The sequence below is a fragment of the Saccharopolyspora sp. ASAGF58 genome (assembly GCF_012277335.1).
Taxonomy (GTDB): Bacteria; Actinomycetota; Actinomycetes; order Mycobacteriales; family Pseudonocardiaceae; genus Saccharopolyspora; species Saccharopolyspora hattusasensis.
On sequence record NZ_CP040605.1, the window covers coordinates 3,441,376 to 3,454,113 of the forward strand.

Consider the following 12,738-nt stretch of genomic DNA (forward strand, 5'->3'; position numbering starts at 1 on the left):
GGACGGGAAATATTCACACCACCCGGGGTCCGTGCGGGCGTTCACCCCCGTCACTAGGCAAGACGCGGCGCGGACCGAAATCGTTCCCTTGACCATATGTCGCGTTCCAGGTCCCTTGAGTTAGCCGGTGACCAGCCGATTAGGCTCGACGTCACACACCCGGCGAGCAGCAGTTACGAAGGATCGAGGACCGGACGTGGACTACGTCGAGCACGTCACCGAACTGGTGGGCAACACACCGCTGGTGCGGCTTAACGCGGTGGCCACCGGGCAAACCCCGGTGCTTGCCAAGGTTGAGTACCTGAACCCCGGCGGCAGCGTGAAGGACCGCATCGCGCTGCGCATGATCGAGGCCGCGGAGGCGTCCGGCGAACTGCGCCCGGGCGGCACCATCGTGGAGCCGACCTCCGGCAACACCGGGGTGGGGCTGGCGATGGTCGCCCAGCGCAAGGGCTATCGCTGCGTGTTCGTCTGCCCGGACAAGGTCAGCGAGGACAAGCGCAACGTCCTCAAGGCCTACGGCGCGGAGGTCGTGGTGTGCCCGACGGCCGTGCCGCCGGAGCACCCGGACTCCTACTACAACGTCTCCGACCGCCTGGTCCAGGAGATCGAGGGCGCCTGGAAGCCGAACCAGTACGCGAACCCGGCCAACCCGGAATCGCACGTGCACTCCACCGGCCCGGAGATCTGGGAACAGACCGGCGGCAAGGTGACGCACTTCGTGGCCGGCATCGGCACCGGTGGCACCATCTCCGGCACCGGCGACTACCTCAAGAAGGTCTCCGACGGCCGGGTGCAGGTCATCGGCGCCGACCCGGAGGGCTCGGTCTACTCCGGCGGCAACGGGCGGCCCTACCTGGTGGAAGGCGTCGGCGAGGACTTCTGGCCGACCACCTACGACCGGGACATCTGCGACGAGATCGTGGCGGTCTCCGACGCCGACTCCTTCGAGATGACCCGCCGCCTGGCCCGCGAGGAGGCGCTCCTGGTCGGCGGCTCCTGCGGGATGGCGGTCGCGGCGGCCCTGAAGATCGCCGAGAGGACCGGCCCGGACGACGTGATCGTCGTGCTGCTGCCCGACGGCGGCCGCGGCTACCTGACGAAGGTCTTCAACGACTCGTGGATGGCCTCCTACGGCTTCCTGTCCCCGGACCACGGCGGCGGGTCGGTCGGCGACGTGCTGCGCCGCAAGGACGGCACCATCCCAGACCTGGTGCACGTTCACCCGAACGAGACCGTCGCCGAGGCGGTCGCGATCCTGCGCGAGTTCGGTGTCTCGCAGATGCCGGTGGTCAGCGCGGAGCCGCCGATCATGGCCGCCGAGGTAGTCGGCGCGGTCAACGAGCGGGACCTGCTCGACGCGCTGTTCGCCGGCCGCGCGAACCTCGCGGACCGGGTCGAGCTGCACATGTCGCCGCCGCTGCCGACCATCGGCGCGGGCGAGGAGATCAGCGCCGCGATGGCCGCGCTGGCCGGGGCCGATGGGGCCATGGTGCTGATCGACGGGAAGCCCGCGGGCGTGGTGACCCGACAGGATGTGCTCGGTTTCATCGCTGGCCGATGACGACTTGTTGCGGAACGGCACTACGCTGCTGGTCGATCAGCTAGCGTGTGTGATCGCATGCCCAGGATTTTTGCTTTAAGCCTCGAGGAGTAGGACACCCGATGAGCTCTCCGCAGCCGCCGGACGGCGGTCAGCAGGGTTCGGACCCCATTTCGAACCGGATGGACCCGCAGGACCCCAACCAGGCTGGCAGCGACGCGACCCAGGTCGTCCGACCTGTGCAGGCGCAGGGCCAGCAGCCGCCGTCCGACTCGACGCAGGTTGTGCCGCCGTCGATGCAGCCGCCGCAGCCCATGTACCAGCAGCCAGGCCTGGCCGGTCAGGGCGGCGGTGCGGAGGCGACCGCGATGGTGCCGCCGTCGATGCAGCCGCCGCAGCCCATGTACCAGCAGCCGGGCACCCAGAGCCAGCCCGGCGGTTTCCCGGCGCAGCCGCAGCAGTCGGGCCCGCCGAGCGGCGGCTTCCCGGCCCCGCAGGCACAGGCCGGCTTCGGCGCCCCGGCGCCCCAGGCCGCCTACGGCCAGCCCGCCCCGTCGGGCCAGGGAAGTCTTGGCACGCTGCCGGTGGCGCAGTGGGTCACCATCGGTCTCGCTGCGCTTTCCGTGATCTTCGGTTTTATCGGCGGCATTGCCGCACTGGCGTTCATTCCGGTATACGGGATCATCATTATCCTGTTGGTTCTGGTCATGGGTGGCCTGTGGATCACGGGTTCCTTGTTCGGCGGCAAGGGCAAGCAGTGGGGACGGATCCTGGTCACGGTGATGTCCGGCCTGGCAGTCGTCGGCGCCATCGTCAACATCGTGCAGGGGGCCGTCCTCTCCGGGATCATCACATTGTTGATCGGTGCCGCGATTCTGGTGTTGTGGTGGCTGCCGTCCACCACGCAAGGGATGAAGGTGAAGGCCGGTGCGCCAGCGCCGGCCGCGGGTGGTTACGGCCAGCCGCCGCAGGGCGGCTTCGGCCAGCCAGCCCAGCCGCAGCAGTTCGGCCAAGCGCAGCAGTTCGGTCAGCCGCAGCAGTTCGGTCAGCCGCAGCAGTTCGGTCAGCAGGCGCCGCCGCAGCAGTTCGGCCAGCCGGGCCAGCAGCCCGGTGGTTTCCCGCCTGCTGGCGGGCAACAGCCGCCGCAGCCCCCGCAGTGGTAAATTGCTGATGATGAGTCAAAGAGCGTGGCCCCGGACTTGAAGTCCGGGGCCACGCTTCTTCAATTACTTGGTCCCCGTAGTTGCGGTAGCCAAAGTCGTGCTGCGCACATGCGGTGTAGAAACGTATGTTCCAGCTCTCGCTCCCGGGGATGGGAGCGGAGCATCCATCCGTCGACCAGTCGAACGGAGGATTCCCGGGTTCCCGCATGAATTGGCCGGCGTCGAGCCGCATGATGCGGTTGGCCTGGCCTCATTGATTACCGCGGTGGGTGACGAGGTCGGTGCGGTTGAGTCCGATAGTTCCGCTGCGGCATTTGCAAAGCGTGATCAGTGTCATACTTGCGAACGTTGCGAGCGTTGCGAGTGAAAAACGCTTCAGGGCAGAAGTTATCGCTTTCTTCTGTTTCATCTCAGATTGACTCCCCACCCCACACTTACGTCTGATTGCGGCGCTGATGCTAATGGGGGGGTCCAAAATGGCGACTTTTTGCGACAATTGCGCAAATTTACTCCTGGAGGAACCAGTTCCCTCCAGGTCGTGCAGATGAATGTAAATTGCTCTATTCGGCGGCACGGAAGCTGGCTGTTGATGCGGCGGGGCTAATCCTGTTGTTGAGGCGCGCTCGCCCAAGCAGGCCGTTGCGGCCGGGCGTTCCTCTGCCCGGTGCGCCGCTGCGATGGCCGGGTCGTACGCTGCTCCACATGAGTGACGGCTACGGCTTCGCCACCCGCGCCATTCACGCGGGCCAGGAGGCAGACCCGACGACCGGTTCGGTGATCGTGCCGATCCACGCCACGTCGACCTACGCCCAGGACGGGGTGGGCGGCATGCGCGGCGGCTACGAGTACTCCCGCACCGGCAACCCCACCCGCACCGCGCTGGAGGAATGCCTGGCCGAGCTGGAAGGCGGCCGGCACGGGCGCGCGTTCGCCTCGGGCATGGCGGCAACCGACGCGGTGCTGCGCGCCACCCTGCGGCCCGGAGACCACCTGGTCATCCCGGACGACGCCTACGGCGGCACGTTCCGGCTGGTGGACAAGGTGCTCAGCGGCTGGGGCATCGAGTACACCCCCGCCCCGGTGTCCGATGTGGACGCAGTTCGGGCGGCAATCCGCCCGAACACCAAGGTGATCTGGGTCGAGACGCCCACCAACCCGCTGCTCAACGTCGGCGACATCGCCGCCCTGGCGCAGGTCTCCCGCGATGCGGGCACGAAGCTGGTCGTGGACAACACCTTCGCCTCGCCGTACCTGCAACAGCCGCTGGAGCTCGGCGCGAACGTCGTGGTGCACTCGACCACCAAGTACCTGGGCGGGCATTCCGACGTGGTGGGTGGCGCGGTGGTCACCTCCGACGACGAGCTCGCCGAGCAGGTCGCGTTCTTGCAGAACGGGGCGGGCGCGGTGCCTGGGCCGTTCGACGCGTTCCTGACGCTGCGTGGCATCAAGACCCTCGCCGTGCGGATGGAGCGGCACAGCGCCAACGCCGAGCGCATCGTCGCCGCGCTGGTCGGCCACCCGAAGGTCGCGAAGGTGCTCTACCCGGGCCTGCCGGAGCACCCCGGCCACGAGGTGGCGGCGAAGCAGATGCGCCATTTCGGCGGGATGGTCTCCTTCCTCCACGCCGACGGCGAGGAAGCGGCGCTGGAGGCCTGCTCGCGCACCCGGCTGTTCACGCTGGCCGAATCGCTGGGCGGGGTGGAGTCGCTGATCGAGCATCCGGGTCGTATGACGCACGCCAGCACCGCGGGCTCGATGCTGCAGGTCCCGTCCGACCTGGTGCGGCTGTCGGTCGGCATCGAAGAAGCCGACGACCTGGTCGAGGACCTCCTCACCGCCCTCGGCTGACCCCCTTCACCCAGGGGCGGCGCAATTTCTCGCGAAATTGCGCCACCCCCGGGTGACGGAGCCAGCAACGTACCGTGACCGTCACGGCCCAGCGCCGTGTGCAGGCGCCAATTTCGCGAGAAATTGACCATCACCCGGGTGAACGCCAATTTCTCGCGAAATTGCGCCCCCGATTCTGGGATGGCGGCTCGGGGATCAGCGTTCAAGGGACGGGTCGCTGCTGCCGAGCGGGCGGGTGCCGGTCGGGTACCGGGGATTGACCGGGAGGTCGTCGGGCTTCAGGCAGCCGCCGATCAGCTCCACCACGCCGTCTTGCGAACGGTAGGAGCCCGGCTCGTCGCATCCGGATTGCAGCACCGCGAACACCGCTACGCCGGACAGGGCCGCCGCCGTGGCAAGGCCGGTGACCAGCGGGAACGCGCTGTTCATAGGGGTCAGCCGCGTCATGCTTCCTCCTATGTTCGGCCCCGGCACCAACGTCGGACGAGCGGCATGCGCGACACCGGGGCCGGTGTTCACGGGTGCTCGATGACTGCGCAATGCCCCCTCCGCGACAGCTTGCCCCGCCACAGCCCTCGTCGGCTGCCAAGCGTTCCTCACGGTGCGGTCCGGGCGACCGGCCGCTCGTTCGAGGGTACCGAAAGTGCCGCAGGTGGCCCGCGTTGCGCGGTGGCACGATTGGCCCATGCCGCTGGTCGATCTGGACCGAATCCGGGCCGCCGACGAGCAGCTCGCCGGGATCGCGCGGCGCACCCCCGTCGAGCATTCCCGGGTGCTCGGCGAGTACTGCGGCGGCGAAGTCTTCTTCAAGTGCGAGAACCTCCAGCGCACCGGCTCGTTCAAGCTCCGCGGCGCCTACACGCGGCTGCTCGCGCTGGACGAGGCACACCGTGCCGCCGGGGTGGTCGCCGCAAGCGCCGGGAACCACGCGCAGGGTGTGGCGCTGGCCGCGTCGCTGCTCGGCATCCACGCCACGGTGTTCATGCCGGAGCTGGTGCCGCTGCCGAAGCTAGCGGCCACCAAGTCCTACGGCGCCGACGTCAGGTTGCACGGCGTTGCGCTGGGGGAAACGCTCGCGGCGGCGCGGGAGTACGCGCGACAGACCGGGGCGGAGTTCATCCACCCTTACGACCATCCCGACATCGTCGCAGGTCAGGGCACTGTCGGGCTGGAGATCCTGGCCCAGCTCCCCGAAGTCCGCAGCATCGTGGTGCCCACCGGCGGCGGTGGGTTGGTCGCGGGTATCGCCGCGGCGGTCAAGGCCGAACACCCGCACGTCAAGGTGCTCGCGGTGCAGGCCGAGCAGGCCGCGGCGTGGCCGGTTTCGCTGGCCGCGGGCAAGCCGGTGCGGCTGGCCGATACCCAGACGATGGCCGACGGGATCGCTGTCGGCGAGCCGGGTCCGGTCCCGTTCGCGCACGTGGCGGCGCTGGTCGACGGCGTGCTGACGGTCAGCGAGGAGGCCCTGTCGCGGGCCCTGCTGCTGTGCTTGGAGCGGGCGAAGCTCGTGGTCGAACCGGCCGGGGGAGCCGCCGTCGCGGCGCTGCTGGAACACCCCGAGCAGGTCACATCGCCGACCGTTGCGGTGCTCTCCGGCGGCAACATCGACCCGTTGCTGCTGCTCCAGCTGATCCGGCACGGCATGAGCTCGGCAGGCCGCTACCTCTCGCTGCGGGTGCGGCTGCCGGACCGGCCCGGCTCGCTGGCGGGCCTGCTGGCGAAGCTGGGCGAGCTCTCCGCGAACGTCCTCGACATCGAGCACTCCCGGATCTCCGGTGCGCTCGCGCTTGGCGAGGTCGACGTCGAGATCTCGTTGGAAACCCGCGGCCCCGAGCATCGCCAGGACGTCGTCGACGAACTAGAAGCCGCGGGCTTCACCCTCGTGTCCGAAGGCTGATCCCATCGGACCGTGGATGTTCAAAGATTTCCGCGGCGCTCCTGCTCGCGTTCGATCGCCTCGAAAAGGGCCTTGAAGTTGCCCTTGCCGAAGCCCAGCGAACCGTGCCGCTCGATCAGCTCGTAGAACACGGTCGGCCGGTCGCCGATCGGCTTGGTGAAGATCTGCAGCAGGTAGCCGTCCTCGTCGCGGTCGACCAGGATGCCGTGCTCCTTCAGCGTCTCGATCGGCACTCGCACCTCGCCGATCCGGGCCCGCAGCGCCGGGTCGGCGTAGTAGGCGTCCGGCGTGTTCAGGAACTCCACGCCGGCGGCCCGCATCGCGGTGACGGTCTTGATGATGTCGCCGGTGGCCAGCGCGATGTGCTGGCAGCCCGAGCCCCGGTAGAACTCCAGGTACTCGTCGATCTGCGACTTCCGCTTGCCGACGGCCGGCTCGTTGAGCGGGAACTTGACCCGGTGGTTGCCGTTGGCCACCACCTTGCTCATCAGCGCCGAGTAGTCGGTGGCGATGTCGTCGCCGACGAACTCGGCCATGTTCACGAAGCCCATGACGCGGTTGTAGAACTCGACCCAGCGGTCCATCTGACCGAGCTCGACGTTGCCCACGCAGTGGTCCACGGCCTGGAACAGCCGCTTGGGGGCGTCGGCCGGCTTGACGTAACTGCCCTGCTGTGCGACGTATCCGGGCAGGTAGGGACCGGTGTAGCGGCTGCGGTCCAGCAGCGTGTGCCGGGTCTCGCCGTAGGTGGCGATCGCCGCCGTCCGGATCGTGCCGTGCTCGTCGGAGACGTCGTGCGGTTCTTCGAGCACCGTGGCGCCCTGCGCGCGGGCGTGCTCGACGCACTTGTCGACGTCGAGCACCTCGAGGGCGAGGTCGACGACGCCGTCGCCGTGCCGGCGGTGGTGGTCGGCGAGCGGGCTGTCCGGGTCCACCGCGCCCTTCAGCACGAACCGGCCCGACCCGGACTTCAGCACGAAGGCCTTGTGGTCCCGGTTGCCGTGCTCGGGACCGGAGCACGCGATCAGCTCCATGCCGAACGCGACCTGGTAGAACAGCGCGCTCTGGGTGGCGTTGCCGACGACGAACACCACTGCGTCGAGCGCCTTGACCGGGAACGGGTCCTTCGAGTCGTCGTGTTCGACTAGGCCGACGAGGCGCTGCATCTGGTCGAACGTGACGTCGTCGAGCTGCCTGGTCTGGCTGCCGTGGTTGACGGTGCCGGTCACGATGTCCTCCCCGTGTTTCGCCGAAGCGGTGACGGCGCCAGCGTGCGCCTGACAGGTCATCCTGAGCAACAGCCGTTGATTTCGCTGCACAAATTGACAAGTATTTGATCCGAATCGCTGGCTTTATTGGTCAACCTGAACAAGGGATATGAAATGGCTCCCAGTGTTGAGGGGCTCGACGCGTTGGACGCCCGGTTGCTGCTGTTGCTCTCCGACGAGCCCCGGCTCGGGGTGCTGGAGTGCTCGCGTCGGCTCGGCGTCGCGCGCGGCACCGTGCAGGCGCGGATGGATCGGCTGGTGCAGCGCGGCGTCCTGCTGGGCTTCCCGCCGGAGCTGGACCTGGCGGCGATGGGTTACGGCCTGACCGCCTTCGCGGTGCTGGAGATCGCGCAGGGGCACCGGGGCCTGGTGGCGGAGCAGCTGGCGGCGATCGACGAGGTGTGCGAGGTGCACGCGACGACCGGGCAAGGGGACCTGTTCGTGCGGATGGTCGCCCGCTCCAACGCCGACCTGCAACGGGTCATCGATGAGATCGTCGGGGTGTCCGGGGTTCGGCGCACCTCGACGTCGATCGCCCTGTCCACGCCGGTGGCTCCGAGGGTGCGCCCGCTGCTCGAACGCCTAGCGGCCGATGGCGCGCGCCCGGAGTCCTGATCTGGCGCAAAGAACAGCGGGCGTCCCCCTCTGCCGGGGACGCCCGCGGGAAGAATCAGGTCGGCTCAGCCGGAGAAGGGCTCGGCCTTGACCAGGGTGACCGTCATCGTGCCGCCGTTGGGCAGCTCGTACTCCCGGATCTCGCCTTCCTTGGCGTCCAGCAGCGCCTTGCCCAGCGGGGAGCTCGGCGAGTAGACCTCCAGGTCGCCATGCGCGCCTTCTTCGCGGGTGGCCAGCAGGAACTTCTCGGTCTCGTCCTCGCCGTCGTAGCGGACGGTCAGCACCGAGCCCGGGCGGGCGACGCCCGACTCCGTGGGCACGTCGCCGACCTTGGCGGTGCGCAGCAGCTCCTGCAGCTGGCGGATGCGGGCCTCGATCTGGCCCTGCTCCTCGCGTGCGGCGTGGTAGCCGCCGTTCTCCCGCAGGTCGCCTTCCTCGCGGGCCTCGTTGATCTTCGCGGCGATAGCCGGGCGGTTGGCCACGAGCTCGTCCAGCTCTCCCTTGAGCCGGTCGTAAGCATCCTGGGTCAGCCAGGTCACCTGGGTCTCGCTCACGGTCACCACTCCTCGTCGACTGCGGCCCGCGTTTCCCCACGGGCGAATTGCATTTCCGCGCTTTATTCCTTGGCGATAGCCAAGTAACGGAAAAACACGGCCCGCGCGGGACCGTGCTGAAGTCGACAATAGCACGAAGCACCACGACCCGGGGCGGGATTTTCCCAGCACCCGGCGCGGTACGCCGGTGTTCACCCAGTCGGCCGTAGGTGGGTGGACAAATATTCAGGAACGTTGTAAGTGCAGCCGTACACCTCCCCGATGGTCGCCCGGGCGGAGGTCCGCAAGACAGTCTCCTGCCTGGTGATGCCGTCCGCAGGTTGGATCAGGACCTCTTTGCGACCGACTTCCGCACCGGACTCGGCGCGGGCGCGCACCACGCAGTCGGCGGGCCGCTGGGGCTCGTCGCGCTGGACTTCGAGGATGATCTGCACCGAGTGGTCGTCGAGGATCTCGAACGCGACCTGCTTGCCCTCGATCGGCGCGCTGCCGAGGTTGCGGTAGCCCACGATCGCCACGCCCACCAGGGCGACCAGCACGACCGCTATCAGCGCCCAGCGGAGGCCCGGGCGCGTCCGCGAGCGGGCACGCGAACCGTACCGGTCCTGCGGGATCTGCTGGTTCGTCACCGGGCTGGGAGGCCTTTCGACTACGGGCTTCGCCACCGCCCGCGGACGGGTCATGCGGGGGCTGGCGCCAGGAACGTCGGACCCACCGGGAACAATGGGACCCGACATCCACGTTAAGTATCCCTGGGGTGTCCCACGGCCTGTCAGCGGGGCCGCGTTCACGAGAGATGCTGCAAAGCGGGAGGGCTACCGGGCGATGGCGGACAAGCTGCGGCTGATGACGGTGCACGCGCACCCGGACGACGAGTCCAGCAAGGGAGCCGCGACGACCGCGCGCTACGTGGCCGAAGGTCACGAGGTGATGGTGGTCACCTGCACGGGCGGTGAGGCGGGCAGCATCCTCAACCCGGCCATGGACCGGCCCGAGGTCGTCGAGAACCTGACGGAGGTCCGCCGCGCGGAGATGGCCGCAGCGGCCGAGATCCTCGGGGTGCAGCACCGGTGGCTGGGCTTCGTCGACTCCGGGTTGCCGGAGGGCGACCCGCTGCCGCCATTGCCGGAGGGCGTCTTCGCCACCGTGCCGATGGAGGTCTCGACCCGCGAGCTGGTGAAGGCGATGCGGGAATTCCGCCCGCACGTGGTTATCACCTACGACGAGAACGGCGGCTACCCGCACCCGGACCACATCCGGTGCCACGAGATCTCGGTGGCGGCCTTCGACGCGGCCGGCGACCCCGACCTGCACCAGGACGCGGGCGAGCCGTGGCAGCCGCTGAAGCTGTACTACTCGCACGGCTTCTCCCGCAAGCGCATGCAGCTGTTCCACGAGGCGCTGCTGGCCAACGGCCTGGAGTCGCCGTACGGCGAGTGGCTGGAGAAGTGGGACTCCACCCGACCGGACCCGGACGAGCGGGTCACCACGCGGGTCGAGTGCGGGGAGTACTTCGAGCAGCGCGACGACGCGCTGCGAGCCCACGCGACCCAGATCGACCCGGACAGCCGCTGGTTCGCGGTCCCGCTCGACATTCAGCGCGAGCTGTGGCCGACTGAGGACTACGAGCTGGTGCGCTCGCTGGTCGACACCACGTTGCCGGAGGACGACCTGTTCTCCGGCGTGCAGGAGAAGGTGTGCGCATGACTGCCTGGGAGACTGTCGCCCACGTGCTGGCGCAGGCCCCCGCTCCGCCGAACGACCCGGGTGGCCAGGGCGAGGACTTCGGCAAGTCCTCCCCGGTCGGCCTGGTGCTGCTGATCGTCTTCGCCATCGCGGTGGTGCTCCTGGTCCGCTCGATGACCAAGCACCTGAAGAAGCTCCCGGTGGTCTTCGACGAGCAGAAGGCCGCGGCAGCGGCCCCGGCGAGGGTGAAGCAAGCGGAGGCGAAGCACGGCGAAGAGCCGGAAGCGGAGCAGGGCGAGGCGAAGCCGGACAAGGAAGAAGCCCCCTAGTAGCGGGGGCGAAGCCGAATCGGGGTCATCCGGAGCGCCGGATGACCCCGACTGCTTTCCGGGTCAGGCACGATCAGGTGGTGATCGACGCGGAAGTCGAATCCGACTTCCTGCCCGAGTCGATCGCGGCGGAAGACGGGACGGAGCGGGTGGCGATTTCGCGCGAAATCGCCACCCACGACGCCCGACGGGACGGCCCCACACGTCGGTGAGTTCGGTGACCAGTCCTCGTAGCCACGTGCTGAACTCCTGCTCGCGACGAGTCGCCCGACGAAGCCCAGAAACCCCCGGGTGCCATGACACCCAAGAGCGCTCACGGCCCTTCCGGCTCAGGCGGTTTCGCCGTGCACCTGGGCGAACGCCCCGTGGTGGAGTTCGCGGATGCGGGCGCCCGCCTCCGAATCGACGACTTCGAGCTCCGCTGCTCCCGGCAGCGCCCATTCCGGCGGCCGCGCCGTTCCCGCCAGCGCCCACGCCGCCTGCCGGGCGGCTCCCCGGGCGACGTACTCCGCGGGCGCGGGCACCGTCACCGGCACGCCGAAGATCAGCGGCGCCGCGACCTGTACCGCCCGCGATTGGGCTGCGCCGCCGATGAGCAGCACCCGGGCCACCTCGACGCCGTCCGCGCGCAGCGCATCGACACCGGCAGCGAGTCCGCACAGCATCCCCTCGACGGCGGCCCGCGCAAGGTTCTCGGGTGTCATGTTGTCGCGCCGGAGGCCCAGGAGGGTGCCGCTGGCGTCCGGCAGGATCGGGGTCCGCTCGCCGTCGAGGTACGGCAGCAGCGCGAGCCCGCCGGCACCGGGCTCGGCCCCGCAGGCCAGCCGGTCGAACTCGGCCATCTCGACGCCGATCATCGCCGCCGTCGCGGTGAGCACCCGGGCCGCGTTGAGCGTGCACACCAGCGGCAGGAATCTGCCCGTCGCATCGGCGAATCCGGCGATCTGGCCGGTCGGGTCCGCGCTCGGCTTGTCGACCGAGGCGAACACGGTCCCGCTGGTGCCCAGCGACACCACGACGTCGCCGGGCCGGACGTCCAAGCCCAGCGCGGCGCCCATGTTGTCGCCCGTGCCGGCCGAAACCAGCATGCCGTCCCGGGTGCGCCCGGCTGGTTCGGCCGGGGCGAGCACCCGGGGCGTGCGGGGCGTCCGGCCGCCGAAGGCGGTGGCCAGCACGTCCTGCCGGTACCGGCCTTCTCGCGGTGACCAGTAGCCGGTGCCGGACGCGTCACCGCGGTCCGTGACGAATTCGCCGGTCAGCCGCCAGATCAACCAGTCGTGCGGCAGCAGCACGTCGGTCACCCGGTCGGCCAGGTGCGGCTCGTGCTCGGCCAGCCACCTCAGCTTGCTGGCGGTGAGGCTGGCGACAGGTAGGGTGCCGATCGCCTCGGCGCACGCCTGCGGCCCGCCGAGCTCCCGGGTCAGGTCGATCGCGGCCTGCGCGGAGCGGTTGTCGTTCCACAACAGGGCGGGGCGGACCGGCGTGCCCTGCTCGTCCAGCGCCACCATGCCGTGCTGCTGGGCGGCGACGCCGATGGCGGCGACGCCGTCGAGGAGGCCTTCGGTGGCGTTGGTCAGCGCCTGCCACCAGCTCTCCGGGTCGGCGACCGTGCCGTCCGGGTGCGGTGCGCGGCCCTCCCTCAGCACGGTTCCGGTCGTGGCGTCGCAGATCACGACCTTGGTGGACTGGGTGGAGGAGTCGATTCCGGCGACCAGGGTCATCGCGCCGCCCCTACGTTGTCCACAGTGGAAACCTCTTCCCTCGTCGTTGCTCCCGGCGTTTCTTGGTGACGATTAGTCCTGGCCGAGATGAGGTTATTTGTGTAACACGTTGTC

General features: G+C 69.2%; 13 protein-coding genes and 1 pseudogene. 8 read left to right on the plus strand and 6 right to left on the minus strand.

What is annotated here, in order from left to right; all coding sequences use genetic code 11:
- Positions 1 to 196 precede the first annotated feature (196 nt).
- A complete protein-coding gene (locus FDZ84_RS16365) occupies positions 197 to 1,564 on the plus strand; it encodes a cystathionine beta-synthase (RefSeq protein ID WP_168586621.1) in 1,368 nt (455 codons plus the stop codon).
- 101 nt (positions 1,565 to 1,665) lie between these two features.
- Positions 1,666 to 2,706, plus strand: a complete 1,041-nt coding sequence (locus FDZ84_RS16370) for a hypothetical protein (protein WP_168586622.1) — start codon at positions 1,666 to 1,668, stop codon at positions 2,704 to 2,706.
- A 79-nt stretch (positions 2,707 to 2,785) separates the two neighbouring features.
- Here the strand turns inward: FDZ84_RS16370 and FDZ84_RS40685 are convergent.
- A pseudogene (locus tag FDZ84_RS40685) lies at positions 2,786 to 2,938 on the minus strand (phospholipase A2); the annotation flags it as partial.
- A 470-nt stretch (positions 2,939 to 3,408) separates the two neighbouring features.
- On the opposite strand from FDZ84_RS40685, the gene FDZ84_RS16380 reads away from it, so the two are divergent.
- On the plus strand, positions 3,409 to 4,554 hold the full coding sequence (locus FDZ84_RS16380) for a cystathionine gamma-synthase (RefSeq protein ID WP_168586623.1): 1,146 nt from the start codon (positions 3,409 to 3,411) through the stop codon (positions 4,552 to 4,554).
- A gap of 195 nt (positions 4,555 to 4,749) precedes the next feature.
- On the opposite strand, the gene FDZ84_RS16385 is transcribed toward FDZ84_RS16380, so the two are convergent.
- A complete protein-coding gene (locus tag FDZ84_RS16385) occupies positions 4,750 to 5,001 on the minus strand; it encodes a hypothetical protein (RefSeq protein WP_246869044.1) in 252 nt (83 codons plus the stop codon).
- A gap of 238 nt (positions 5,002 to 5,239) precedes the next feature.
- Here FDZ84_RS16385 and ilvA point away from each other — a divergent pair, with 238 nt between their 5' ends.
- Complete coding sequence (ilvA, locus tag FDZ84_RS16390) at positions 5,240 to 6,451, plus strand: threonine ammonia-lyase (protein WP_168586624.1); 1,212 nt, start codon at positions 5,240 to 5,242, stop codon at positions 6,449 to 6,451.
- Positions 6,452 to 6,471: 20 nt separating this feature from the next.
- On the opposite strand, the gene hppD is transcribed toward ilvA, so the two are convergent.
- Positions 6,472 to 7,617 carry a 4-hydroxyphenylpyruvate dioxygenase gene (gene hppD, locus FDZ84_RS16395; protein ID WP_168590105.1) on the minus strand — a complete coding sequence of 382 codons (1,146 nt, stop codon included), beginning with the start codon at positions 7,615 to 7,617 and terminating at the stop codon, positions 6,472 to 6,474.
- Between the two features lie 216 nt (positions 7,618 to 7,833).
- Here hppD and FDZ84_RS16400 point away from each other — a divergent pair, with 216 nt between their 5' ends.
- Entirely contained in the window at positions 7,834 to 8,334 is a 501-nt protein-coding gene (locus FDZ84_RS16400) for an Lrp/AsnC family transcriptional regulator (protein ID WP_168586625.1), read from the plus strand.
- Between the two features lie 65 nt (positions 8,335 to 8,399).
- Here FDZ84_RS16400 and greA read toward each other — a convergent pair whose 3' ends face one another.
- Both greA and FDZ84_RS16410 read right to left on the minus strand, forming a co-directional pair.
- Positions 8,400 to 8,888, minus strand: coding sequence for a transcription elongation factor GreA (greA, locus tag FDZ84_RS16405; protein WP_190818614.1), 489 nt, complete (start codon positions 8,886 to 8,888; stop codon positions 8,400 to 8,402).
- Between the two features lie 191 nt (positions 8,889 to 9,079).
- Positions 9,080 to 9,517, minus strand: a complete 438-nt coding sequence (locus tag FDZ84_RS16410; RefSeq protein WP_246869045.1) for a DUF4307 domain-containing protein — start codon at positions 9,515 to 9,517, stop codon at positions 9,080 to 9,082.
- A 196-nt stretch (positions 9,518 to 9,713) separates the two neighbouring features.
- Between FDZ84_RS16410 and mca the strand changes: the two genes are divergently transcribed.
- Genes mca through FDZ84_RS16425 form a run of 3 tightly spaced genes read left to right on the plus strand, consistent with a single transcriptional unit; the run spans position 9,714 to position 11,115 of the window.
- Positions 9,714 to 10,595 (plus strand): mycothiol conjugate amidase Mca, encoded by an 882-nt coding sequence (gene mca / locus FDZ84_RS16415; RefSeq protein WP_168586627.1) that lies wholly within the window; start codon positions 9,714 to 9,716, stop codon positions 10,593 to 10,595.
- Positions 10,592 to 10,903: a hypothetical protein gene (locus FDZ84_RS16420; RefSeq protein ID WP_168586628.1), complete on the plus strand. Its 312-nt coding sequence runs from the start codon at positions 10,592 to 10,594 to the stop codon at positions 10,901 to 10,903. The genes mca and FDZ84_RS16420 overlap by 4 nt, the downstream gene beginning before the upstream one ends.
- Positions 10,904 to 10,944: 41 nt before the next feature.
- Positions 10,945 to 11,115, plus strand: a complete 171-nt coding sequence (locus FDZ84_RS16425; RefSeq protein ID WP_168586629.1) for a hypothetical protein — start codon at positions 10,945 to 10,947, stop codon at positions 11,113 to 11,115.
- 117 nt (positions 11,116 to 11,232) lie between these two features.
- On the opposite strand, the gene xylB is transcribed toward FDZ84_RS16425, so the two are convergent.
- Positions 11,233 to 12,624, minus strand: a complete 1,392-nt coding sequence (xylB, locus tag FDZ84_RS16430; protein WP_168586630.1) for a xylulokinase — start codon at positions 12,622 to 12,624, stop codon at positions 11,233 to 11,235.
- Positions 12,625 to 12,738 lie beyond the last annotated feature (114 nt).